This is a genomic window from Aliihoeflea sp., from assembly GCF_052435475.1.
Taxonomy (GTDB): Bacteria; Pseudomonadota; Alphaproteobacteria; order Rhizobiales; family Rhizobiaceae; genus Aliihoeflea.
In genome coordinates, this window is sequence record NZ_JBQVMV010000017.1 from 41,881 (window position 1) to 66,672 (window position 24,792).

Here is a 24,792-nt window from a genome sequence, read left to right on the forward strand (position 1 = left end):
GCCGTCATTTTCCGGCCGGCAGAGCCGGTGCCTCGTCGCGGAAGCTGACCGGCTTCGGCGGTGGCGGGCTCGTGTGGAAGCGCGCGCCCTTGAGCCAGAGCTTCAGCGCTTCGTAATGTATCCCCGCGATCACTTTCCATGTCATCAGCGGCGTGCGCAAGAGGGTGCGGGCGAGACCCCGGGTCGTCAGTTCGCGGTGGGTCCCGGCGAAGGTCGCCGACAGGAGCGGTGCGCCGGCTTCGGTCTCATGGATGCGCAGGCGCACGACTTCGCCCGGCGGCAGGACGCGGAAATGGTAGCGCGCGCCCATGTCGATGAACGGCGAGACGTGGAAGATCTTGGTGCGCTCCTGCCGGATGCCGGCTTGCGTCAGGTCGCCCTCCTCGACCAGCGCGACATAGGTGTGGCTTTCGCCGAAGGTGTTGCGGACGGCGTAGATCAAGGCGACGAGGTCGTCGTCGGCGCCATAGGCGAAGTAGACCGAGATGGGATTGAAGACGTAGCCGAGGATGCGCGGATAGGCGAGGAGCAGGACGCGGCCGGCGGGCGCAGGCAGGCCGGCATCGGTGAGAAGCCGGTCGGCTTTCTGGCGCAGCGTCTCGCCCTCGCGATCGGCGTGGTCCTTCTGGTGGAAGGAGACGAGGCCGGGGCGGTCGACCGAGAAGAGCGCCGACTGGCGCCCGGCTTCGGGCAGGCGGTCGAGATCGAGGAGCAGCGAGAAGACGCGGTAGGTGAAGCGGTGCGCGAAGGGTTTCATGCGCGCGTGCATCACCTCGCCGGCATAGAGCGAGGCGGCGGCGGCGGGCGCCGCGCCGTTTGCTTCCATGGTGGTGATGCGCTCCTTGCGGATCATGATCGCGCCTATTCGGCGGCCAGCGGCAGTTCGGCGACGCCGGTCTCGCCGCGTGGCCAGGGGATGGTAGCGCCGAGGGCCACGGCCGCGTCAAGGCCCGAGCGGAGGCCGTCCTCGTGGAAGCCGTAGCCGGTCCAGGCGCCGGCGAACCAGGTGTGGCGTACGCCCTGGATTTCATCGAGGCGCGATTGCGCGGTGAGCGCGCGGGCGTCGAACTGGGGGTGCTCGTAGGACCATTCGCCGAAGATCGTGTCGGGGGCTGGGTCGATAGCCGGATTGAGCGAGACGAAGAGGGGCTTTGTCGGATCGATTCCCTGCAGGCGGTTCATCCAGTAAGTGACCGAGACCTCGCGCTCTTCCTCGTCGCCGCTGGCGCGCAGGTAGTTCCACGCCGACCACGCGATGCGGCGGCGTGGCATCAGGCTCTGGTCGCGGTGGAGGATGACGCGGTTCGGGCGGTAGTGGACGTCGCCGAGGATCGTCTGCTCGAGCGGCGAGGCGTCGCCGAGCAGACGCAAGGCCTGATCGGAATGGGTGGCGACGATGACGGCGTCGAAGCGCTCGGGCGTGGCGTCCTTGGCCCAGATCGTGACACCGAGCGCGTCGCGGATGATGGTCTCAACGGGGCTCGCGAGCCGGACGCGGCCCTGAAGCGGGGCGAGCAGCTTTTCCAGATAGGTTTTCGCGCCGCCGGTGACCGTGCGCCACATCGGGCGCTCGTGATGGATGAGGCGATGGTTCTGGAAGAAATTGACGAAGGTCGCTGCCGGATAGTCGAGCATCTTGATGCGGGGGGTCGACCAGATCGCGGCGGCCATCGGGATCAAATAATTGTCGCGGAAGCCCGGCGAAAAGCGGCGCTCGACGAGGTAGTCGCCGATCGTCATGCCGGCGAGGCGGCCGCCATCGCGATCGGCGACACACTGCTTGTTGAAGCGCAGGATTTCGCCGAGCATCTTGAGAAACCGGGGCGAGAAGAGGTTGCGGCGCTGGGCGAAGATCGACGCGTAGCTCTGGCCGCTCCATTCGAGCTTGCCGCCGTCGAGCGAGAGCGAAAAGCCCATGTCGCTTGCATGCGTGGCGACATCCAGATGCGCGAAGAGGGCGGTCAGATCGTGGTAGTTGTGCTCGTTGTAGACGATGAAACCGGTGTCGACCGAAATGGGCGTTCCATCATAGTCGATATCGACCGTGGCGGTGTGGCCGCCGGGGCGGGCGTCGGCCTCGAACAGCGTCACCTCCGCGACGTCACGCAGGGCCCATGCCGCCGACGCGCCCGAAATTCCGGAGCCGATGACGGCGATCTTCTTGCGGCCGTCATTCGTTCGGCTGATCGGAACGATGTTCATGAATTCCCTCGCATCTCTTGATAGGCTTCAAGCGCCCGGTCGCGGGCTTTGGAATGGTCGACGACAGGTACGGGATAATCGGTGCCAAGTTTCACGCCGGCCGCGGAAAGTGTGTCTTTGGACGCAGTCCACGGCGCCTGCAGATCGCCCCCCTCAAGGCCCTGGAGCTCTGGCAGAAATTCGTGAACATATTTGCCGTCAGGGTCGAACTTTTCGCCCTGGAGCATGGGGTTGAAGACGCGAAAATAGGGTGCGGCATCGGCGCCGGAGCCGGCGACCCACTGCCAGCTCGCCGTGTTGTTCGCGGGGTCGGCGTCGACCAGCGTGTCCCAGAACCACGCTTCGCCGGCACGCCAGTCCTGCAAGAGATGCTTGACCAGGAAGGACGCGACGACCATGCGCACGCGGTTGTGGACCCAGCCCGTCTGCCACAACTGGCGCATGCCGGCATCCACCAGCGGATAGCCGGTCTGGCCGCGCTGCCAGCCGTGCAGGGCTTTTGGGTTCTTCTTCCAGGCGAAGGCGTCAAAGTCGCGGTTGAAGTTGGTCGCGCCGAGGTCCGGGTTGTGGAAGAGGAGGTGGTAGGAGAATTCGCGCCAGGCGACCTCTTTGCGGAACTTCTCGATGTCGCCGGGGGCGGCATCGATCCTGCGCGTTTCGAGTGCGTGCCAGATCTGGAACGGCGTGATCTCGCCATGGGCGAGGTAGGGCGACAGGCGCGAGGTGGAATGGAAATCGGGCCGGTCGCGGTTTTCGCCATAGTTCTTGATGGGGCCGGAGAGGAACGCATCGAGCGCCTGATGCGCGCCGTCTTCCCCGGGCTGCCACGTCTCGCGAAGGCCGCCGGCCCAATCGGGCTTCGATGGCAGGAGCTTCCAGTCGGCGAGCGTTTCGGATTTCACCTTGCCGGCGAAGGGCGTGATTTCGCGCGGGCGGGCGACGGGTTCGCGGGGCTCGATCTCTGCGGTCATCGCGCGCCAGAAGGGCGTATAGACCTTGTAGAAGCCGCCGGTCTTGGTCTTCACCTGCCACGGTTCGTGGAGGAGATGACCGTCGAAGCTTTGCGCCTCGATGCCGCTTTCGACGAGGCGGGACTTCATCTCCTTGTCGGCGGCGATGGCCGGCGGGTCGTAACGCCGGTTCCAGAAGACCGCCTCGGCGCCCGTCTCCTTGACGAGATCGTCGGCGACGTCCGCCATTGGCCCTGCGCGCAGGACGAGTTCGGCGCCGGCCTTCTTCAAGGCGGCGGAGAGCACTTCGAGCGAATGGTGCAGCCACCAGCGGCGCGCGCCGCCGATCGGCCGCACGCCTTCGCTCATCTCGTCGAAGACGAAGACCGGAACGACCGGCCGGCCGCTGTCGACCGCGGCGCGCAAGGCGCCATTGTCGGCCAGCCGCAAATCATGGCGGAAAAGGACGAGCGCAGGCCGGTCTGATGTGTGGTGTTCGGATGCCATCGGTCGGGAAGCGGGTCCTGTGCGTGTCTTTGTCGAGCAATGCTCTGCTTTACGCGAACACGAGCGGACCGGATCGCCGCAAGTGGGCGATTTCACTCACAAATATGTGCAGTTTAACGGGGTTCGGCGGCGATCACGTAGTCGAAGCCGCAGCGCAGCCCGTCCAGCCGGGCCTCGAGCGCCAGGGCCTCTTTTCGCATGGCTTCGACATGGGCGGCGAGGGGGGCGCGCAGATCTTCGGGAACGAGGTGAAGCCGGTTGACGCACATGTCGAGTTGGGCGTTGACGAAGCGCGCGCGGTAGCGGATCGGAAACCGTCTGGTGGCGACGACGACAAGGCCGGTGGCTGCCAGCCTTTCCTCGATCCAAGCCAGCGGAAATTCGCGATAGGGCTTCTGGCCCGACAGGAGCAGGAACGTGTCGCGCATCCGGCCGATCCGGAACACGACGTCCTCGGCCGGCGTCTTCGGCTTTTCCACCACATAGGGTTCGAGCCCGACGAGATAGAGCCGGCCCGCCGTGAGCTGGCGCAGCCGGGCGATCATCGCTTCCTGGAAATAGGGCGCGAAGCCTTCGATCGCGCCGATCAGATAATCGGCGACGACCGTGTCGAACGTCTTGCCGGCGAGAAAGGCGGGATCGGCCCAGTTGCCGGTGAGGATATTCTCGTGCGCAGGCGAGGGGCCGAGCGCATCGCGCATGCGCCGGACCATCAGGTCAGCGCCCGTGACGGCGGTCAGATCGTCAGCGGGCAGGGTGCGCAGCCAGCGCAGCGAATTGATGCCGGTGCCGGCGTCGAGCACGCGGCCCCAGGGCCGCTCGGCATTCAACTCGGCGATGTGGTCGAAGATGAGGGACATGATTTTCAGACGCGGCGGATGGCGCCGAAGATCGACCAGTCCATGCGCTTCGAAAGCCGCTCCAGCGCGAGCGTGCCGAGGAGGGAGTTGCCGTTCTCGTCGAGACCGGGCGACCAGACCGCGATCGAGGCCGTGTTCGGCACGATGGCGAGGATGCCGCCGCCGACGCCGCTTTTTGCCGGCAGGCCGACCCGGTAGGCGAAATCGCCCGAGCCGTCGTACTGGCCGCAGGTCAGCATGATCGCGTTGACGCGGCGCGCCCGCTCGGCATCGGTTTTCGACACCTTGCCGTCGATGTCCTCGCGGTCGAGCATCAGATAGCGGCCGGCGCGCGCCAGTTGCCGGCACGACAGCGCCACCGCGCACTGGCGCACATAGATGTGCATCACGTCGTCGACCTCGTTGTCGAGATTGCCGAAGGATTTCGCCAGATTGGCCAGCGCCTTGTTGGTGTAACCGGACGTGTGCTCGGACTTGACCACATCCTCGTCGATGCCGATTTCATCCTCGCCGATCATCTCGGCGATGAAATCGCGCACGGTATCGGGAATCTTGTCGCCCTTCTTGCCGTCCAGCAGCATGTCGTCGATGACCAGCGCGCCCGGATTGATGAACGGATTGCGCGGGATGCCCTTGTGACGCTCCATGTCGACGATCGAGTTATAAGGATCGCCCGACGGCTCCTTGCCGACCCGTTTCCAAACCTTCTCGCCATGAAGCTTCAAGGCAAGCGTCAGCGCGAAGACCTTGGAAATGCTCTGGATCGAGAATTGCGTGTCGGATGCGCCGCCGGCGATCATCTGGCCGTCGCGCGTCAGGACGGCGATGCCGAACTGCCGGGTGTCGACCTTGGCGAGTTCCGGAATGTAATCCGCGGCCTTGCCCCATTCGGTCGCATTGCCGATCTCAATCGCGATCCCGTCGACCACCTTCTTCAAAAGCTCGTGGTCGATGTCCGTCTTGCCCCTGACCGTCATGCCGCCCCTCTTGCGCCGCGCACCAGTGCGGCCGTGTTCCGATTGGAACGGCAACATAGCGCCGGCGCCTGGTGTCGCAAGGGTCGAACGCAGATGTTGACCACTGCGGGCCGGATCACCTAAATGCCTCGTCTGCCGCACATTGGCACCGGCAGCGGAGGGATGGCCGAGCGGTTTAAGGCACCGGTCTTGAAAACCGGCGAGGCAGCAATGTCTCCGTGGGTTCGAATCCCACTCCCTCCGCCATTATTGCTTTTAAGTCATTGAAACTACATTGAACTTTCTTGGCGTCACTATACACCCGCCAAAGAACCCGCCCTGAAAACAATAACCTCCACCCAGCTGATATATAGCACTACGAGAGGGTCTGGGGTGAGAAGGGGAGGGTCTTCTTCGGGGCCAGTTGCTGACTGTCGGGTTTTGGGACTCATTCGACGGAACGCTGCCGTTCCGAGCGTCCTATTTAGGCAAAGTTTGCCCTGTCCGACTATGTACCCACGAGGGCCGTCGGCTTCGGCCTCGCTTGCTGAACGTTGGAAAATGATTTCCTGCCAACGCCCAAGGGGCCGTAAGCGGATAAGCAGCAGTTGCAATTAAAACGTGGCGATGACGCGAAAGCCGATGTTGCCGGTGCTGGTGCGGCGGTCGTTGCCGGTGCGCGCGGCGCAGCGATAGCGGTCGCAATAGCTCGAATGACACAGAAACGAGCCGCCGCGCATGGACTTCACATCGCCGCCAGTTCCGTTGAGCGGATCGTGTGAGGCGGTGATGCGATGATAGTCGGGCGAGAAATCATCCGCGCACCACTGCCAGACATTGCCGACGGCGTTATAGAGCCCGAACCCGTTCGGCGCATAGGCAATCGCCGGCGCGGTGCCGAGATGGCCGTCTTCGGCGGTGTTCAGCGTAGGGAAGCGTCCCTGCCAGATGTTGCAGCGGTGGTCGCCGCCGGGCGTCAGCTCGTCGCCCCATGGATAGAGCGCGGCTTCAACACCGCCGCGCGCGGCATATTCCCATTGCGCCTCGCTCGGCAGCTGCACGCCCGCCCACCCGCAATAGGCCTGCGCGTCGTCCCAGCTCACATGCACGACCGGGTGGTCACTGCGGTCCCCGACCGAGCTTTGCGGGCCTTCGGGCCTGGTCCATGACGCGCCTTCGACCGGATACCACCATGGCGTCTCGCGCGGGACCTGCCGCACCTTGCGCTTTTCGAGCGGCGACAGGAGCATGTGGAAGACGCTCGACCAGCCGTCGCGCTCGGCCTGCGTGACATGGCCCGTCTCGGCGACGAAGGCTGCGAACTGATCGTTGGTGACGGTGTGGGCGGCAATCGCGAAGGGCGAGACCGAAACCTCGCGCTGCGGCCCTTCGCCGTCGCCGGCAAAGCGGCCTTGCTCTGGATTGCCCATCAGGAACGCGCCGCCGGACAGGGGGCGCCAGTCTAAATCGGGCACGGCGCCGGTCTGGCGAAGCGGACCGGCCGCCGACTGCGTGTCACGCCGATCCTGCGCCGGCGTGCAACATGGCTTTGCGGGCGATGTCACGCGTGCGTCACGCCTCTTCCTTTTCCCAGAACGCGGTGCCTGCCTGGCTCGCCAGATAGTCGAGGATGGTCTCGCGGTCGATGACGCCGCAGCGATCCGCCCATTGCTGGTAGAGCGCCTTCAATTCCTCCACGCGTTCCGGATTGCCGGCGGCGAGATCGTTCATCTCGGTCCGGTCGGCCTCCATGTCGTAGAGCTCCCACGGGCCGGGATATTTGCGCACCAGCTTCCACTTGCCGACGCGCACGGCCGAGTTGCCCTCATGCTCCCAGAAGAGCGGGCCGCGCGTCGCGCCGTCATCCTCGAACGACGGAACGAGGCTCGTGCCCTCGCAGGGCAGGATCGCATTGCCCTTGTATTCGGCCGGGTAGGCCGCGCCGGTGACGTCGAGAACCGTGGCCATCAGATCCGGCAGCTGCCCCGGCGTGTGGCGCAGGCCGCCGGCCCCGTCGATGCCTTGCGGCCAGTGAACGATCAGCGGCGTCGAGATGCCGCCTTCATGCACCCAGTGCTTGTAGAGGCGAAACGGCGCATTGGAGAGGTTCGCCCAAGCCGTCTCGTAGCTCTGATACGTGTCCTCGGCGCCCGGCATGATCGAGCGGTCGTTGCCGAAGCGGACGAGGCGCCCGTCGCGGGTCTTCTCTTGCGCGATCATCAGATTGTCGACGAGCTCGCGCACCGGCACACCCTCGGGAATGTCCTCGGCGCAGGCGCCGTTGTCGGAGAGGAACACGATCATCGTGTTGTCCATCTGGCCGGTCTCCTCGAGCGCGTCGAGGATGCGGCCGATGCCCTGGTCCATCCGGTCGATCTGTGCGGCATAGACCTCCATGCAGCGCAACAGCCACTCCTTCTCCTTGGCGTCGCGCCAAGCGGGCTGCGTCGGGTCGCGGTCGGTCAGCACCCAGGACGGGTGGATCATGCCGGCGCGCACCAGCCGTTCCAGCCGCTCCTCGCGCAGCGTGTCCCAGCCCGCGTCGAAGCGGCCCTTATACTTGGCGATGTCCTCGTCATGGGCATGGAGCGGCCAGTGCGGCGCGGTGTAGGCGACATACTGGAAGAAGGGTGCGGCGGCATGGCCGCGCGCATGGTCGCGGATGAAGTCGGCGGCCTGGTCGCTGATCGCGTCGGTGTAGAAGAAATCGGGATCGTTGATGGCCTCATGCTCGACATTCTCGTTGCCGCGCGTCAGCGTGTTGGGGTGGTAGAAGCTGCCGGCGCCGATGATCGTGCCGTAGAATTCGTCGAAGCCGCGCTGCAGCGGCCAGGAAGGCGACGGCTCCGTCAGGCTCTTGGCGACATGCCACTTGCCGCTGAGATAGGTCCGGTAGCCGGCCTCGCGCAGAACTTCGGCCATCGTCACGCAGTTGGTGCCGAGATCGCCGGTATAGCCTTCCGGGCCGGTATCGTAGGTAAGGATGCCGATGCCCGTCTGGTGCGGGTGAAGCCCGGTCAGGAGCGAGGCGCGCGAGGGGCTGCAGCGCGCGGTGTTGTAGAACTGCGAATAGCGCAGGCCGGCAAAGGCGAGGCGGTCGAGATTGGGCGTCTCGACCTCGCCGCCGTAGCAGCCGATATCCGAAAAGCCCATGTCGTCGTTGAGGATGATGACGACGTTGGGCCGGGCGCCCTTCTGGTCGGCGGTGCTCATGAGAAAGTCTCTCCAGATTGAACGTTCAATTGCCCGTGCGGCGGGCGAGCTTGATGGCGAAGCGGAAATATTCGGGGACGTAGACCGAGCGCAGGAATTCGAGCGCGCGGCCACCTGTCGAGACGGTCAGCCGGTCCATCGAGAGCAGCGCGCGGCCGGGCTCGATGCCGAGCACTCGAGCCGTCGCCTCGTCGGCGGTGACGGCGCCGATCGTCTGGTCGGCCTCGTGGATGGTCAGGCCCAGATCGTCCTCGAAGACGCGGTACATCAGGATCGATTCGAGGTCGCGATGCTCGAGCTCGAGGCCGATATCCGGCGGGTAGAAGGCGTGCTCGATGGCAACCGGAATGTCGTTCGCGGTGCGCAGGCGGTGCAGGTGCCAGACGGCGCGCTCGGCGAGCTTCTCGCTGACTTCCGAATCCTGCCGGTTGGTCATGCCCTTTTCGAGGATGCGCGCGCCGGCCGCGTAGCCCGCCTCGCGCATCGTCTCGGAAAATCCCATCAGCCGCCCGACCCAGTTCTCGACCGCCGCCGAGCGCAGGAAGGTCCCGCGCCCGCGCTCGCGCGAGAACATGCCCTCGTCGACGAGCGGCTGCAGCGCGTTGCGGATCGTCACGCGGCTGACGCCGAAATGCGCGCCGAGCTCGGCCTCCGTCATCAGCCGGCCTTCGGGGTCGACCAGCGAGCCGCCCAGCGCATCGCGCCGGATCGCATCGCGGATCTGGACGTGCAGCGGAATTTTGCTCGACGTGTCGATGCGCGGCGCGTCCGGGGAAAGCATCTGTCCGCTCATGCGTCGATCCTCTTTTGCGTTGCGGCATCGAAGAGATGGATGTCCTGCGGGGCGACCGAAATCGCAACCGTGTCGCCGTCTGCAAAGGGCCGGCCGTCGGAGATGCGCGCGCGGATCGGCGCGCCGTCGAGCTTCAAGTCGAGAATGGCGGTGTCGCCGAGATTCTCGACGAATTCCACCGTCGCCGCACGGCCGGTTCCGGTGACGTGAACCGCGCCCGGTCGAACGCCGACGATCACGTCGCGCGCGGCCATGCCGGCGGGGGCGGTCGTGAGCGGCTTTCCCGCCACCACGACCTGCTCGCCTTCGACGCGGCCGGGCAAGAGGTTCATGGGCGGGCTGCCGATGAAGGCCGCGACGTCGACGCTGTTGGGCCGGACGAAGACGTCGGCCGGCCGTCCCATCTGCTGGATTTCGCCTTCCATGAACACAGCCATGCGGTCGGCGAGCGTCATCGCCTCCTCCTGGTCGTGGGTCACATAGACGGCGGTGACGCCGAGATCGCGCTGGAGCCGCTTCAGTTCGGCCCGCGTCTCCAGACGCAATTTGGCGTCGAGATTGGACAGCGGCTCGTCGAGCAGGAAGAGTTTCGCCCGTCGCACGATGGCGCGGGCAAGCGCGCAGCGCTGCTGCTGGCCGCCGGAAAGCTGCCCCGGCCGCCGGTCGAGCAGATGGTCGATGCGCACCTTGCGCGCCGCCTCGCGCACCAGCGGCTCGATCTCGCCCTTCGACTTCTTCTCCATTTCGAGCGGGAACGCGATGTTCTGCGCCACCGTCATGTGCGGGTAGAGCGCGTAGCTCTGGAACACCATCGCCACGTCGCGCTCGCGCGCGTCCTGCGCGGTGACGTCCTCGTCGTCGAGGAAAACGCGGCCGCGCGTTGGCATGTCGAGCCCGGCGAGAATGCGCAGCGTGGTGCTCTTGCCCGAGCCCGAGGGGCCGAGCAGCGCGAAGAACTCGCCCGGCTCGATCTCGAAATCGACGCCCTTGAGCGCGGCGAAAGTGCCGTGCATCTTGACCACGTCCTCGAAGCGGACCTTACCCAGACCGGTCATCGGCGACCCCCACCCTTGACTGCGCCTACGGTGAGGCCCTTGACGATATGCTTTTGCGCGAGAACGCCGAGGATGACGACCGGCAGCATGGCGATGACGGAAACCGCCGCAAGCTGCGTCCAGAGCGTCTGCTCGACGGAGACGAAGTTGAACATCGCGATCGTGACCGGGCGCACCGTATTGCCCGAAAGCACGACGGCGAACAGGAACTCGTTCCAGGCGTTCAGGAAGACGAAGACGATGGTGACGGCGATGCCGCCCTGCACCTGCGGCAGGATGATCCGGCGCAGCGTCGTCAGCCGGCTCGCGCCATCAACGGCGGCGGCTTCCTCCATCTCGAAGGGAATGTCCTCGAAATAGGAGACCATCAGCCAGATCGCGAAGGGCAGCGAGAAGGACAGGTAGATCAGGATGATGCCCTGATAGGTGTCCATCCAGCCGATGTTCCGCAGGATCAGGAAGTAGGGAATGATGATGCCGACGGGCGGCAGCATCTGGGTCGCCAGCACGTAGAAGCCCGCCCACCGGCTGCCCGGCACGCGCAGCCGCGCCAGCGCATAGGCGGCCGGGATCGCGATTGCCATGGTCAGGATCGTCGTGCCGGCCGAGATGACGAAGCTGCTCCACAGGTTCGGCAGGATCGACTGCGGCCCAAACAGCACGCTGCGATAGGCCGAAAGCGTCGGCACGAAGAACAGCTTCGGCGGATAGGCGAGCACGTCCTGCTCGTTCTTGAAGGAATTCAGCACCGACCAGAAGATCGGGAAGATCCAGGCCAGGATGAACAGGCCGGTGACGATCAGCAGGCCCAAGGCGCGCAAATGCTTCGTCTTCACTTCGCCCTCCGGATCAGGAACAGGACGGCCGAGATCAGGATGGTGACGATCAGGAGCGCGACGGCGAGCGCCGAGCCATAGCCGATCGACAGTTCCGTAAAGGACTTGCGGTAGGCGTAGAGATTGAGAATCTCGGTCGCCGTGCCCGGACCGCCGCCTGTGACGGTGAAGATCGCGGCGAATGCGGTGAGCGCAACCATGGTGCGCATGATGACAACCATGACGATCGCCGGGCGAAGCAACGGCAGCGTGATGCGCCAGAAGCGCTGCCAAGGGCCGGCGCGATCGATCCGCGCGGCCTCGTAGATGTCGTCGGGCAGCGAGGCGAGGCTTGCGAGCAGCACCATGAAGGCGAAGGGCGTCCACTGCCATGTGTGGATGACGATGACCGAGACCAGCGCCATGAACGGATCGCCGAGCCAGTTCTGGCTGCCGAGGCCGGCCGAAATGGAGAGATAGTCGATCACGCCGAATTCCGGCGTCAGCATGAAGCTGCGCCACACCATGCCGACCACGGCGGGCGACAGGACGACGGGAAGAATGGCTATGAAGCGAAACAGGCCCTGGCCGCGCTTCATGTTCATGACGAGGAGCGCGAGCGCGAGGCCGAGCGCGACCTGCGCGATGACCGTCGTCACCGTATAGGTCATGCTGACAGACAGCGACTGCCAGAAGCGCGGGTCGGCCAGAAGCTGGCGATAGTTCTCGATACCGACGAACCCGTCCATGAACGGCATGGCGAGGTCCATCCGGAACGTGCTCGTCCAGATCAGATAGAGAAGCGGAAACGTCGTCGTCGCACCGAGCGCGACGAAGGCCGGCGCGAGAAGGGCGGCGGCAAAGCGCCGCTCGCGACGCGCCATGACGTTCAGATGGCCCGAACGTTCGGAGGAAAGCGCCGCCCTTGATGGGGCGGCGACGGGTTCGGCAAGGGACATGGCGGAGCCTAGCGCATCATCGGCGCGATGCGGGTCTGCGCATCGTCGAGCGCCGCCTTGACGGTGGCCTGCCCGGCAAGCGCCGACTGGATGGCGGTGGCGAGCGTGTCGCCGATCGCGGGCCATTGCGGCGCGCGTGGACGCCAGTCGACATCGGTGTCGTTTTCGAGCGAGGCGAGCGTCGCCTCGACGAAATTGTCGCCGAAGGCGCTGACCGTCTTGACGTATTCCGGGTCGCGCCAGAGCGAGAGCCGGTTCACGCCCGAGCGCTTGGCCGGGCCGTCGAAACGGTAGGAAGTGCGCGCCTGCGTCTCGGCCGAGGCCGCCCACTGGATGAACAGCCAGGTCGCCGTCTTCGCCTCGTCGCTGAGCGCCGCGTTGATCGGCATGCCCCAGTTCCAAATCGACGAGACGCGCTTGCCCGACGGGCCTTCCGGCCAGCGTTCATAGGCGATCTTGCCGACGACGGTCGACTTTTCCGGGTTGTTGATGACCGAAGCCGAGGAATGCGCGTCGATATAGGTCGCGATCGTGCCCTGCGAGAAGGCGTCGGCGATGTCGGGCCAGTTCCAGTTCTGGGCCGCGGCCGGCGCATAGGCCTTCATCGTGTCGACATACCAGGTCAGCGCGGCTTCCGCCTCGGGTCCGTTGACGACGAGTTCGCCGTCCTGGAACCACTCGCCGCCGAACTCGCGGAACAGTGACGAGTAGATGTAGACGTTCTGTCCGGCACCGGCGACGCCGCGCAGCGCCGCGCCCCAGACGCGGTTGTCCGGATCGTGCAGCGCAGCCGCGTTGGAGACGAACTCGTCGAGCGTCGTCGCCGGCTTCAGGCCCTTGGCTTCGTAGAGGTCCTTGCGCATGACCTGCAGCGTCACTTCGCCGTCATAGGGCAGGCCGAGCAGCGAGCCGTCGACCGAATTGGCCGCGCGCCAGGCCGGAACGATGTCGTCGAGCGCCAGCCACTCGGCGTCTGTCTTGGCCGTATCCGCAATGAAGGGATCGAGCGCCTCGACCCAGCCATTCGAATGATACAAATTGTAATACATGGGATCGGCGGCATGCGTCGCATAGGTGCCGGTGCCGGATGTGAAGTCGAGCACGCATTTCTGCCGGATCTGCGCCGGCGGAATCTTCTCGTAGCGCACGGTGATGCCCGTCAGCGCCTCGAATTGCGGCGTGATCGCCGCGAGATTGTCGAAATAGGCGGCCGGAATGACGGCGACCGTGATTGCTTCGCCCGTCGCCTGCTTCCAGTCGATATTCGCGGCTTCGTAAGGTGCGAGGTCGGCGTCCTGCGCGCTGGCGCGGCGGACATATGCGGGCAAGGCAAGCGCACTCACGCCTGCGGCAGCGCCGGCGAGAAACCGCCGGCGGTCAGTGATGAACTTCATGATTTCCTCCCGAGCGCAGCCTCCCGCTGCTACCCGATCGGTAAATCAAATGTAGTAACAAGTCAATGTTGTCTTATCTTGGCTAGCGCCCTGGCCTCCAGCCGACGTAGCCGTGAGCGCAGATGACCATCTATGCGCCGTTAGCGCGGCTTCTGAACTTATAGTCTTTCCAATCCGGAACTTGGCGATCCCAAAGGCGAAGCGCTTGGCGGCTGGCTACCATCCGGGTCGGCCTTTTCAGGCAAAATTTGCCCGGTCAGCACAGGGGCCGCCAACAGACAGTCCGGTATTGGGCCGACAAGGACGGTAAGCCGCCGATCACGTCAACCGCGTCTCGGGCGGGACTGAAGCAGTCAGTATGTGACATGCCGACTGAATCAGGTTCTCGATTGTTCCGGCATCGCCCCAGAGCTTGCCGCCGGTCGGGTCCTGTTCGAAGGCCGCCTCACGCGCGGCAAGGGTGGCCCCAAAGAACAGGTCCATGAAGATAAGGCGCTGGTTGAGCACACTTTTAGGCATATGAGGTAGGAAACTATAGATGTGTTCTATGCACCGGATATAGCCGGACGTACGATGTCCTGCCATGGCCTGCATGAAAGCTCGCCTGTGATTAATCTGTAAGTTCATCACAAATCGCATGTGGCCCGAGCTACGGGTTGCGGCGTCAATACCTAGCGCCCAGCTCGGACTGGTCTCCACCTCAATGATGAGCCGGACTACGTCCTCAATTGTGTGTGGTCCGCCCTGAGCTTCCAACTCGTCGAGTTTGCGTATCCGCGCGCTGTCGCTCCAGTGTGCGCGATCGAGGATCAGTTCGTTGAGCAGTGCGTCTTTCGATCCAAAGTAGTAGTGAATCGACGCGTTGTTTCGCGTGCCAGCCTCAGCCACGATCTGCCGGACGGTGACCGCATCGATGCCCTTGGAAGAAAACAGTCGCAGTGCTGCATCTTTGATCTTTTGACGAGCGGAATCAGCTGCGCGTTCTTCTGGATTTTCAGTCATCGCCTCTTCTTCTTGTCATCCCCACACCCGCGGGAGGTAAGTCACAATCTGCGGGAATGTGATCATAAGGCCGAGGACGATGAGGTCCATCACCAGAAACCACCAGATACCTTTGAAGATTGCGCCGGTCGAGACGGTTTTGCCCACGATACCTTTGATAACGAAGACATTCATGCCCACCGGTGGCGTGATCATCCCGATTTCGAGGAGTTTGGTGACGATGATGCCGAACCACAAGAGGCTGAAGCCCGCGCCGTCGATCATCGGCAAAACAATGGGAAGCGTCAGGAGCATGGCGCCGATGGGTTCCAGAAACATACCTAGAAGCAGATAGAGAACCACGACGCCCAGGAGGACCGTCATGGGCGAAGCGCCACTCTCCAGCACCAGTTCGCTCAGGAAGTCGCCCGTTCCCGACAGCGCGAGGAAACGGGTCAGAAGGCTCGCGCCGACGCCGATAATGATGAGGGCACCGGTCGTAAGCACCGTTTCCTTGATCGCCGTCGAAAACCGCTCCCATGTGAAGGTTCCCTTCAAGATAGCAACGAGACAAGCGAGCGCCGCGCCGACCGCGCCGGCCTCCGTGGGCGTGAAAAGTCCGCCGAACAGCCCGCTGAAGATGCCGATCATGATCAGCACGACGGGCCAGGTCTCCCTGATAGCAGCGATGCGCTCGTTCCATGATGCTTTGTCAGCTGTTGACGGAGCCAGAGCCGGATTGCGAGCGACCCGAACGAGCACGACCACGATGTAGCCGACCGTTGTTAAGAGGCCCGCTGCGATTCCGCCGAGAAATAGCTCTGTAACGGGGACCTGAGCGACGATTCCGTATAGGATCATGATGATCGACGGCGGAATGAGAGCGCCGATCGTTCCTGCGACTGCCACAGTTCCGGTGGCCAGTTGAGGATCGTAGCCGGACTTGAGCATTTCGGGCACGGCTATACGGCCCATGGTCGCCGAGCAGGCGACGGAAGACCCCGATACGGCCGCAAAACCCGCGCTGCCCAGGATGGCGGCGATGGCAAGCCCACCCGGGAGTACCGAAAACCACACCCTGGCAGCCTGAAAAAGGCCCTCGGTCAACTTGGTGTGGAAAGAGACATAGCCTAGCAAAAGGAACATCGGCACCGAGCTGAGCACCCAGTTGGCAGCGAAGTTGTAGGGGATCACACCAAGCGCGCCCCAAGCCACGTTCCAGCTCGTCAACATCCACAGGCCGACGAACGAGACTCCGATTAGCGCCAAACCGATTGGCATGCGCAATGCGATCAGAAGCAGCAGAAACGCAAGTCCATACAGACCAAGTTCGATCCCACTCACTTGCTGTCCCCTTCATATGTGCGGCCGGTCACGTAGGCGATGAACCGCGCAAGCAAGATCAGCGTCATCAGACCAGCTCCGAGCGGTAACGCGAAATAGGCTGGCCAGACGGGGATTGAGGATGAGCCATTGGTTTGCGAAGCGCCCATCTGAAAAGCCCGCATGGCGGCTTCGAACGTTCGCCAGGTGAGAACGGCCCCGATGAGGGTTGTCGGGATGAGAATTAGCCCGGCAAGATGATCCTGTACCCGCTGCGGCAAGAGCTCGGTGACGAACTCAACCGAAATGTGTCCGCCTTTCTGCTCGGCTAGCGCCAGGGGCACGAAAGCTGCGATCACCATGTAATAGTAGCTGACCACGGTAAGAGTGCCGGACAAGGGGCGTCCCAGAAGGTATCGCATCGCCACGTCGGCGGTGACTTGGATCATCATCGCTGCGATGGCCAGACCGGCAAGAAATGCCGTTAGTTGAGCAGCCTTGGCGAGAAGTCGCGAAATCGATGCCACGGCATCCTCCGAGAATGGGCCGGCTCCCTTACAGGAGCCGGCACTCAGGTCAGCGCATGCCGTAGGAGTTGACGTCGATCTTCGCGTAGATCTCGTCCCAGAACAGCTTCTCGTATGCCTCGGCCCCTTCGGCCTCGCGCATCAGGCCGATCCACTTGTCGAGAAGTTCCTTGAACTCGCCGATCATTTCCTCACCGCGCTCCACGCCGTGGCGTGTGGCGAAGTCGTTGATGAGAAACTGTTCGTCCGCGGCGGCAAATGCCTTTGTCGCTTCCACGACGGCAGGCTCTGCGTCCTGGATGACGACTCCATCGTCAGCCGCCTTGGCTTCGACCTCGGCGGCGCCGTTCTGGTAATTGTAAGACCCAAGGGCAGCAGCCTTCGCCATTGCGCGCAGGAATGCCGTCCTCTGTTCTGCCGTCAGTTCGTTCCACGTATCCATGTTGATGTTCGAGACGGACGCGAAATAGGCGCCACCAGGAGCCCCCTTCGTGATGTGGGTGACCGCGCCGCCCATGCCGAAATTGTAGATGTCGGGCGTCGACAGGATGATGCAGTCGAGCACGCCCTGGCTGAGCGCTTCGAGCATCTCGTTGCCGGACATCGTGATCGGGCTCGCGCCTACCGCTTCGGACCAACGCGCCCAGTTCGCACCGCCGATGCGCAACCTGGCACCTTTCAGATCTTCGGCGCTGACGATCGGCTTGGTGCAGTTGAGAACATAAGGCGGGGTGCCGGCGCCGCCCGTGAACACCTGGTTCTGCTCGGCGAATTCTTCCACGCATTCAGGACATTTCGTCATGACGAATTCAGATACCGCGCCGGCAAAGGCTCCAGCCTGAACGTCCGCCACGTCTGCACCCAGCGTCTGAAGAACCATGGAGGATTCCACGATGAGGTTCGTGTGGGGGAACTCATTTGGAAAATACGGGGTCATCACGGTGCCGATGTCGGCCAACCCCTCCCGCAGTCCGCCCGAAGTCTCGGCCATCGAAAGAAGCGAAAGCGGGTAGACCTTGATGGTCATCTCGCCGCCCGTTTCCTCGTTGAACTGCTTGGCGGCCTCTTCCGCACTTTTGACGAGGTTCGACACCGGCGGATGGCCGATTGCAAAGCTCAGTTCGCGCGCCTGTGCCGCACCGGACAGGCTGGCGACGACCCCGATGGCGGTCGCGCTGCTAAGCAAGAGATTCCGGATTTCCATTTCGACTTCCTCCCGTTGAATGTTCAGTTTTTCGTCCAGAAGCCCATGGCGTGCCGCGTGTGCCCAAGGCAGCCATAGAAGGCATCGACCAGCGACTGTCCCCGCTCGTTTAGCAGAAGGCCGCCGCCAAGCCGGTTCATCACGTACGCAAAGCCGACCCTTGATTGCGGATCGGCAAAACCGACCGATCCTCCCATCCCCACATGTCCGAAGGCATGTTCGCCGAAGGACAGGCTTTCGCGGCCGCCGGCAGTCGGGCGTTCGGCCATGCCCAGCATGAACCCTGGCCCGAAGCGCGAAGGCGCGATGAATGTGGCATCGAGATGCGTCGCTGAGCTGGCCCGCGAGAAAGTGGCAATCGTATCGGGCGACAGACCGATCGCCGCACCGCCCTCGGCAAGGGCGGCAAACATGCGCCCCAAACCCCGCGCGTTGGTGACACCTCCGGCCGCGCCGATTTCCGCGGACCGGCCTGCGGCTGTGTTGACGCCGCGATAGCTCCAGTCGCCGCTGTTGAAGACGAACAGGTTCGGTATGGTTTCCTCTCGACGCGCGGCGGCAAGGAACGGCGTATCTGCAAGCTCGTTGGGCGCCCGGTAAGGTACGATCGGCGCGACGCGGTGCTGCTGCTCGGTTGGCAGTCCGATCCAGAAGTCGAGATCGAGCGGCGCAGCAATTTCGTCTCTGAAGAATGTGCCGAGCGAACGCCCGGACACGCGGCGCACGACCTCGCCCACGAGAAAACCGAATGTCAGCGGGTGGTAACCCACGCGCGTGCCAGGCTCCCAGAACGGCTCCTCGCTTTCGAGGCGGCGGATCATGTAGTCCCAGTCTGTCATGCAGTCTGCCTTGACCTTTTCCCGCAGCGCGGGCAGTCCGGCGGAATGGTCGAGCAGCATTCGGAGCGTGACGGACGCTTTGCCTGCTGCACCGAATTCGGGCCAGTACTCCGCGACGGGGACGTCCAGCGACACATGCCCGCGCTCGGCAAGCAGGTGCAAGCAAAGGGCGGTCGCAGCTTTGGTGCAGGAGAAGACGACACAGACTGTGTCCTGCTCCCACGGACGCCCAACGTCGGCCGTGCCGCCCCACAAGTCCGCCACGATCTGTCCGTCGACCGTAATGAAGAGCGATGCGCCCAACTCGTCTCGTTGATCGAAGTTGGCGATGAACGCTTCGCGGACTGCAGCAAAATCCGGATGCACCGAGCCGCCAATCCCCAGCGCGGCCGTGCGTGTATTCCAATCGTCGACTGAAGCGAACCTCAATGCGGAGCCCTCCTTCAAGCCAAAAGGCTTAACCGCGATCTGACTTAAGTCAAATGATCAAAACGCTTGACTTATGTCAAGCTGGTCGGTCATTTTTGCCGCAGCATTTCGGAAGTGTGGGCACGAGAGGATCGTATGGCGGGCGGGGACAAGACATCAGAAGAGTGGGCGGAGCGGTTGACCGAAGCGGTCGCCATCGCGAACGTTCCTACGCTGCTGCTGGTATTGACGCAGGCAACCGGCGACATGAAATGGCTTGAAGAGCCCTACATCCCACGACGGGGAAAGGGGCTTGATGACAACGATGACGGCGGCCTCCCACCCAATGTTCAGCAAGACATCCGCCAAGCGGCGCTCACTGCGATCCTAAAGCTCAAGGCGGGTGAGAAGCCCGCGATCTCCGCGCCGGAGCCGGAACTGGCCGCGCGCATGCTCTCACATTCCATGGCCGAGCAAGTCACGAGCGAATATGGCGAGATCGTCTCGGCTGAACTTGCGGGAAACTCGTTCGATCAGGCGCCGCTTTCAGCTCCCAAAGGCTTTCGTGTCCTGATCGTGGGCGCCGGCATGTCGGGCATATGCGCCGCGATCCGTCTCACCGCGGCGGGCGTTCCTTTCGACATTGTCGACAAGGACGGCGACTTCGGCGGCACCTGGCGCGAGAATCGCTACCCCGGAGCCGGCGTGGACACGCCGAACCATCTCTATTCCTATTCTTTCGCGCAGTATGACTGGTCACACTATTTCGCTTTGCAGGCGGAATTGCTCGACTATTTCCGACATGTCGCACGCGAGCATGGCCTTTACGAACGAGCTGAATTCGACACCAAAGTCGAGCGAGCGCGCTACGACGAAACGAGTGGCGACTGGATCGTGGACGTCAAACGCCCGGCCGGCGAGCAAGCTCGCCGATACGCGGCCATCTTCTCAGCGGTGGGAATACTCAACATTCCGAAAGTTCCCAATATTCCGGGCCTCGACACGTTCCCGGGCCCATGCGTGCATACGGCCGATTGGCCGGATGATGTCGATCTCGCTGGCAAAAGGGTGGCGGTGGTCGGTAACGGCGCAAGTGCCATGCAGGTCGTGCCCGCCATCGTCGACGAGGTCTGCGATCTGACGGTTTTCGCCCGATCAAAGCAATGGGCGGCACCGTTTCCGAAATTCAAGACTTCCGTTCCGGAACCAATTCGCTGGCTCATTCGTGAGGTGCCACTTTACCAAAAATGGTATCGCCAGAGGCTCGCCTGGACATTTAACGATCGCGTTCATGTCTCGCTTCAGGTCGATCCAGCCTGGCCGGAGCCAGACCGGGCGATCAACGCCATTAACGACGCTCATCGGCGCTTCTTCACCGAGTACGTAAAGGAGGAACTCGGGGCTCGGCAGGACCTGCTCGATTTGGTTCTCCCGGACTATCCGCCGTTCGGCAAGCGAATGCTGCTCGACAACGGCTGGTACCGCGCGGTGGCACGGGATCACGTTTGCCTTGTCCCGCAACATTTGCGCGAGGTCCGCGGGACGACACTGGTCGCCGCAGATGGCTCCGAGCACGAGGCCGACGTCCTCATTCTGGCAACTGGATTCCAGGTGGCCGAAATGCTGGCCTCCTTTGAGGTCGTGGGTCGCCAAGGCCGCCGGCTTCGCGAGGAATGGGACAACGACGATGCGCGGGCTTATTTGGGCTCTACAGTGCCGGGTTTCCCGAACTTTTTCACGCTGCTTGGCCCTAACACGGGGCTAGGTCATGGAGGGAGCGTGATTACGCCGGTCGAAAACCAGATCCACTACATCATGAAGCTCCTCGAGTGCACCTTTGCGAACGGCGCCGACACGATCGAAGTGCTGCGCCCGGTCTACGAGGATTACAATCGCAAGGTGGACTCGGCGCATGCGGCGATGGTCTGGACACATCCCGGTATGGAGAACTGGTACCGCAATTCGCGGGGGCGTGTGGTTGCGCTGACGCCTTGGCGACATGACGACTTCTGGCGCATGACCCGGACGGTAGATTTGAACGACTACAAGCTGAGCCGAGGTGTGGCGGTGCCAGATCGAGTGGCGGTCTGACAGCTGTTGCTGCGTCACCGGCAGAAGTGGAGGAGGAAAAAATGATCGAAGTTCAGGAAAGCCCCATTGCACCCGAAACGACTGATCCCCGCATCCCCGCGCGCCAAAGCGTGGTGACGCGGTATTTGATTGATCGCTGGGCCAAGGAACAGCCGCAAAAGGTCTTCTGCAAATTCGACGATACTGGCGAGGAATGGAGCTATGAACGCCTGCGTGAACTGGTCGTCCAGACGGCCTTGGGGCTACAATCTCTTGGCGTGAAGCAGGGCGATCACGTTCTGGTCTGGATGCCGAACTGTCGGGAGCAGATCCGGATTTTCTTCGCCATCAACTATTTGGGCGCGGTGTACGTGCCTATCAACACAGCCTACAAAGGCACGCTCCTCGAGCATGTCGTGAATATTTCCGATGCACGGCTGGCTATCGTCGATGCCAGTCTGGTCGGCCGCTTCGATGAAGTGGCACTCTCGCGCCTTGACCATTTTCTGATCACCGGGGGACGCGTGGAAGCGGCTGTGCTTCCCATCAGCCACCATGACGATGTGATGCAGTCGACGAGTGGTCGTCTTGCGCCTTTAGTGCGCACCATCGAGCCATGGGACCCAATGGCGATCATCTTCACGTCTGGAACGACGGGACCGTCCAAAGGTGTGCTAACGTCCTATCTCCACCTGTTCAGCAATGCTGGTCCGGAGACGTGGCCGTTCGTCACCAGTGGCGACCGCTATCTCATCAACGCCCCGATGTTTCACATCGGCGGGATGGGCCCGATGTTTTGCATGCTCGCACGGGGAGGGTCGATTGCATTCGTCGATCGCTTCGACACGGCGACATACTGGAACTCGGTACGCAATACCGGTGCCACGGTCGCGTTTCTCCTTGGCGTGATGGCCAGCTTCTTGGAGAAGCAACCGCCAACGATCAGCGATGCCGACAATCCCCTGCGCTTGGTCCTTATGGTGCCGCTGGCCTCGGACGTGGAGCGATTCAGCAATCGCTTCGGCGTTCAGGTCTTCACGATCTTTAACATGACGGAAGTTTCGACACCGATCGTTTCCGAGGCGAACCCGACGGTACGCGGGAGCTGCGGTAAGGCCAGACCCGGTGTTGAGGTTCGGCTTGTGGACGAAAATGATTGCGAAGTTCCAGTCGGCGTGGTGGGCGAGATGATCATCAGGACCGATCGGCCCTGGGCGATGAACAGCGGGTATCACAAGATGCCGGAGGCGACCGCCAAGGCCTGGCGCAATGGGTGGTTCCATTCAGGCGACGCCTTCATCCGCGACGAAAACGGAAACTACTTTTTCACCGACCGCATGAAGGATTCGATTCGACGCAGAGGCGAGAACATCTCGTCATTCGAAGTGGAATCGGAAGTGCTGGCGCATCCCGCGGTTTTCGAAGCCGCTGCGGTCGCTGTTCCGAGCGAGCATGGCGAAGACGACGTCCTCATCTGCGTAGCGCCTGTCGCAGGTACGGTCATCGAGCCTGCTGAACTGGTCAATTTTCTGAAGGACCGGATGGCATACTTCATGGTGCCGCGATACGTGCGCGTTTTGGAGACGCTGCCAAAGACGCCAAGCGCTAAAGTCCTGAAGCACGAATTGCGTGCTCAGGGCATCACGCCCGATGCTTGGGATCGAGATAGCGCAGGTGTGAAACTCAAGGGCGAGCGGTTTGGGAAGTCTGCATGATGATGCCCCTTAAGCTCAACGTCCTGCTCGAATAGGCTGTTAGAGGTAAAGTGGCAATCGGCCCTTCCTTCGAAGATAGCGGTCTTTAAGGCACTCCCACTAACGGCGCGGCTTATCCAACAGCAGCTAAGGCGTTGAGGCTAACCGCGACGCCTGGGTAGCCGGATCAGACATCCCTGCGTAGCTGAGCGGAATTCGATTTCCGTCGCCAAGGGGGCCGTCTCCTGACTGTCCGGTTCTGTCCGAGAAACTGAGAAAGCCGACGTTCAGCCGACGACCCCATTACCGACATAGCCGACAACGTCACTGTCACCCAACAGCAGACCTAACGCGTCACGGCCCGCCACATTGGGTGTTGCGTATTTCCTTAGCCATAGGCTAAGAAGCGTCATCAATCAGGACCCGGTGCAAATCCGGGTGGCTCTTCCGGCCGCCGATCCGCCGGACAACTGAATCAAATACCGTCCTCCCGGTGCGACCCTTGATCTTCAGGGCCGCTGGTTTGGTTTTCTCATCATCTGGAACTTCATGACCTCCTTGTCCGCTTACCGCGCGCAATGGTTCGGCAATGTGCGTGGTGACCTGCTCTCCGGGCTCGTCGTTGCACTCGCGCTCATTCCCGAAGCCATCGCCTTTTCCATCATCGCCGGCGTCGATCCCAAGGTCGGCCTCTACGCGTCCTTCTCAATCGCGGTTCTCATCGCCTTCGTCGGCGGTCGACCGGGCATGATCTCGGCAGCGACTGCCGCCACTGCCGTCCTGATGATCACGTTGGTCCGCGACCACGGTCTCGAATATCTGCTCGCGGCTACTGTGCTTGCAGGACTTCTGCAGATCGTTGCTGGTCTCCTGAAACTCGGCTCGGTCATGCGGTTCGTTTCGCGATCGGTGATGACAGGTTTCGTCAACGCGCTGGCAGTTCTGATCTTTATGGCGCAAATCCCCGAACTCGTCGGCGTGCCTAACCTGACCTATGTTATGGTCGCAGCCGGGCTCGGGATCATCTATCTTTTTCCCTATCTCACAAAGGCGATCCCGTCGCCGCTGGTCTGCATTATCGTCTTGACGACGGTCGCAATCCTGTTCGGTTTCGACGTCCGCACGGTCGGCGACATGGGCGAGTTGCCGTCCACGCTTCCCATCTTCCTGGTCCCGGACATTCCGCTGACCGTCGATACCTTGCTTATCATCTTGCCCTATTCGGCAGCGGTCGCCGTCGTGGGCCTGCTCGAATCCTTGATGACGGCGCAGATCGTCGATGACCTGACCGATACGCCGTCGGACAGGCATCAGGAGTGCATCGGCCAGGGCATTGCCAACACGGCCACAGGTTTCATCGGGGGCATGGCGGGCTGCGCGATGATCGGTCAGTCGATCATCAACGTGAAGTCCGGCGGACGCGGACGACTGTCGACCTTTGCCGCCGGCGCCTTCCTCCTGTTCATGATCCTGGTTCTGGGCGATCTCGTCAGCCGGATTCCGATGGCCGCACTGGTGGCGATCATGATCATGGTCTCGATCGGCACTTTCTCGTGGTCTTCGATCGTCAACCTCAGGGATCATCCGCGGTCGTCGTCCATCGTCATGCTGGCGACGGTCGTCACGGTCGTCGTCACCCATAATCTCGCCTATGGCGTGCTGATCGGCGTCCTGCTGTCGGGCATTTTCTTCGCGTGGAAGATCGCGCAGCTCTTTCGCGTCTCATCCAGCCTCAGCGCCGACGCGCGTCATCGGATCTACGTCGTCGAAGGCCAGCTCTTTTTCGCATCGGCGGAAGATTTCATGGCCGCGTTCGATTTCCGAGAGGCACTTGAGAAGGTCACCATCGATGTCTCGCGCGCGCACATCTGGGACATCTCCAGCGTGGCCGCGCTCGACATGGCGGTGCTGAAGTTCCGCCGTGACGGTGCTGAGGTGGAAATCGTTGGCATGAATGCGGCGAGCGAGACCATCGTCGACCGGCTGGCCATGCACGACAAGCCCGGCGCGCTCGACAAGCTGATGGCGCATTGAGGAAAGGG

At 62.8% G+C, this 24,792-nt stretch carries 20 protein-coding genes, 1 tRNA gene and 1 other annotated feature; of the genes, 4 read left to right on the forward strand and 17 right to left on the reverse strand.

Going from position 1 to position 24,792, the window contains the following annotated elements; all coding sequences use genetic code 11:
- Nucleotides 1-4 precede the first annotated feature (4 nt).
- The 5 genes from ACT6QU_RS16670 to ACT6QU_RS16690 form a co-directional block, all read right to left on the reverse strand.
- Nucleotides 5-853, reverse strand: a complete 849-nt coding sequence (locus ACT6QU_RS16670; protein ID WP_444565050.1) for a DUF1365 domain-containing protein — start codon at nt 851-853, stop codon at nt 5-7.
- Between the two features lie 8 nt (nt 854-861).
- On the reverse strand, nt 862-2,202 hold the full coding sequence (locus ACT6QU_RS16675) for an NAD(P)/FAD-dependent oxidoreductase (RefSeq protein WP_444565051.1): 1,341 nt from the start codon (nt 2,200-2,202) through the stop codon (nt 862-864).
- The gene (locus ACT6QU_RS16680) at nt 2,199-3,659 is read right to left on the reverse strand and encodes a cryptochrome/photolyase family protein (RefSeq protein WP_444565052.1); all 1,461 of its coding nucleotides are present in this window, start codon (nt 3,657-3,659) and stop codon (nt 2,199-2,201) included. Before ACT6QU_RS16680 ends, ACT6QU_RS16675 begins: the two co-directional genes overlap by 4 nt.
- A 113-nt stretch (nt 3,660-3,772) precedes the next feature.
- Nucleotides 3,773-4,519, reverse strand: a complete 747-nt coding sequence (locus tag ACT6QU_RS16685) for a hypothetical protein (RefSeq protein ID WP_444565053.1) — start codon at nt 4,517-4,519, stop codon at nt 3,773-3,775.
- A gap of 5 nt (nt 4,520-4,524) precedes the next feature.
- Nucleotides 4,525-5,496, reverse strand: a complete 972-nt coding sequence (locus tag ACT6QU_RS16690; protein ID WP_444565054.1) for a glutaminase — start codon at nt 5,494-5,496, stop codon at nt 4,525-4,527.
- Nucleotides 5,497-5,652: 156 nt separating this feature from the next.
- Between ACT6QU_RS16690 and ACT6QU_RS16695 the strand changes: the two genes are divergently transcribed.
- Nucleotides 5,653-5,742, forward strand: a tRNA-Ser gene (locus ACT6QU_RS16695).
- Between the two features lie 347 nt (nt 5,743-6,089).
- Here ACT6QU_RS16695 and ACT6QU_RS16700 read toward each other — a convergent pair.
- The 12 genes from ACT6QU_RS16700 to ACT6QU_RS16755 all read right to left on the reverse strand — a co-directional run bounded on the left by ACT6QU_RS16700 (nt 6,090) and on the right by ACT6QU_RS16755 (nt 19,007).
- Complete coding sequence (locus ACT6QU_RS16700; RefSeq protein WP_444565055.1) at nt 6,090-7,040, reverse strand: formylglycine-generating enzyme family protein; 951 nt, start codon at nt 7,038-7,040, stop codon at nt 6,090-6,092.
- Between the two features lie 7 nt (nt 7,041-7,047).
- The gene (locus ACT6QU_RS16705; RefSeq protein ID WP_444565056.1) at nt 7,048-8,688 is read right to left on the reverse strand and encodes an arylsulfatase; all 1,641 of its coding nucleotides are present in this window, start codon (nt 8,686-8,688) and stop codon (nt 7,048-7,050) included.
- A gap of 25 nt (nt 8,689-8,713) precedes the next feature.
- Entirely contained in the window at nt 8,714-9,481 is a 768-nt protein-coding gene (locus tag ACT6QU_RS16710; RefSeq protein ID WP_444565057.1) for a GntR family transcriptional regulator, read from the reverse strand.
- Entirely contained in the window at nt 9,478-10,536 is a 1,059-nt protein-coding gene (locus ACT6QU_RS16715; protein WP_444565058.1) for an ABC transporter ATP-binding protein, read from the reverse strand. Before ACT6QU_RS16715 ends, ACT6QU_RS16710 begins: the two co-directional genes overlap by 4 nt.
- Nucleotides 10,533-11,372, reverse strand: a complete 840-nt coding sequence (locus ACT6QU_RS16720; protein ID WP_444565059.1) for a carbohydrate ABC transporter permease — start codon at nt 11,370-11,372, stop codon at nt 10,533-10,535. Before ACT6QU_RS16720 ends, ACT6QU_RS16715 begins: the two co-directional genes overlap by 4 nt.
- Nucleotides 11,369-12,310: a carbohydrate ABC transporter permease gene (locus tag ACT6QU_RS16725; protein ID WP_444565060.1), complete on the reverse strand. Its 942-nt coding sequence runs from the start codon at nt 12,308-12,310 to the stop codon at nt 11,369-11,371. The genes ACT6QU_RS16720 and ACT6QU_RS16725 overlap by 4 nt, the downstream gene beginning before the upstream one ends.
- An 8-nt stretch (nt 12,311-12,318) precedes the next feature.
- A complete protein-coding gene (locus tag ACT6QU_RS16730) occupies nt 12,319-13,704 on the reverse strand; it encodes an ABC transporter substrate-binding protein (RefSeq protein ID WP_444565061.1) in 1,386 nt (461 codons plus the stop codon).
- Nucleotides 13,705-14,022: 318 nt separating this feature from the next.
- Entirely contained in the window at nt 14,023-14,706 is a 684-nt protein-coding gene (locus ACT6QU_RS16735) for a TetR/AcrR family transcriptional regulator (RefSeq protein ID WP_444565062.1), read from the reverse strand.
- Nucleotides 14,707-14,721: 15 nt separating this feature from the next.
- Nucleotides 14,722-16,029, reverse strand: coding sequence for a TRAP transporter large permease (locus tag ACT6QU_RS16740; protein WP_444565063.1), 1,308 nt, complete (start codon nt 16,027-16,029; stop codon nt 14,722-14,724).
- Complete coding sequence (locus ACT6QU_RS16745) at nt 16,026-16,535, reverse strand: TRAP transporter small permease (RefSeq protein WP_444565064.1); 510 nt, start codon at nt 16,533-16,535, stop codon at nt 16,026-16,028. The genes ACT6QU_RS16740 and ACT6QU_RS16745 overlap by 4 nt, the downstream gene beginning before the upstream one ends.
- Before the next feature lie 49 nt (nt 16,536-16,584).
- The gene (locus ACT6QU_RS16750; protein ID WP_444565065.1) at nt 16,585-17,739 is read right to left on the reverse strand and encodes a C4-dicarboxylate TRAP transporter substrate-binding protein; all 1,155 of its coding nucleotides are present in this window, start codon (nt 17,737-17,739) and stop codon (nt 16,585-16,587) included.
- A gap of 23 nt (nt 17,740-17,762) precedes the next feature.
- Nucleotides 17,763-19,007 carry a serine hydrolase domain-containing protein gene (locus ACT6QU_RS16755; protein WP_444565066.1) on the reverse strand — a complete coding sequence of 415 codons (1,245 nt, stop codon included), beginning with the start codon at nt 19,005-19,007 and terminating at the stop codon, nt 17,763-17,765.
- Between the two features lie 66 nt (nt 19,008-19,073).
- Here ACT6QU_RS16755 and ACT6QU_RS16760 point away from each other — a divergent pair, with 66 nt between their 5' ends.
- The 3 genes from ACT6QU_RS16760 to ACT6QU_RS16770 all read left to right on the forward strand — a co-directional run bounded on the left by ACT6QU_RS16760 (nt 19,074) and on the right by ACT6QU_RS16770 (nt 24,784).
- A complete protein-coding gene (locus tag ACT6QU_RS16760) occupies nt 19,074-21,077 on the forward strand; it encodes a flavin-containing monooxygenase (protein WP_444565067.1) in 2,004 nt (667 codons plus the stop codon).
- A gap of 41 nt (nt 21,078-21,118) precedes the next feature.
- Entirely contained in the window at nt 21,119-22,771 is a 1,653-nt protein-coding gene (locus tag ACT6QU_RS16765; protein ID WP_444565068.1) for an AMP-binding protein, read from the forward strand.
- Nucleotides 22,772-23,166: 395 nt separating this feature from the next.
- Nucleotides 23,167-23,222: a sequence feature (sul1 is cis-regulatory element that is thought to sense ions involved in sulfur or methionine metabolism; They are found in Alphaproteobacteria), on the forward strand.
- 77 nt (nt 23,223-23,299) lie between these two features.
- Nucleotides 23,300-24,784 carry a SulP family inorganic anion transporter gene (locus tag ACT6QU_RS16770; RefSeq protein ID WP_444565069.1) on the forward strand — a complete coding sequence of 495 codons (1,485 nt, stop codon included), beginning with the start codon at nt 23,300-23,302 and terminating at the stop codon, nt 24,782-24,784.
- Nucleotides 24,785-24,792: the final 8 nt, after the last annotated feature.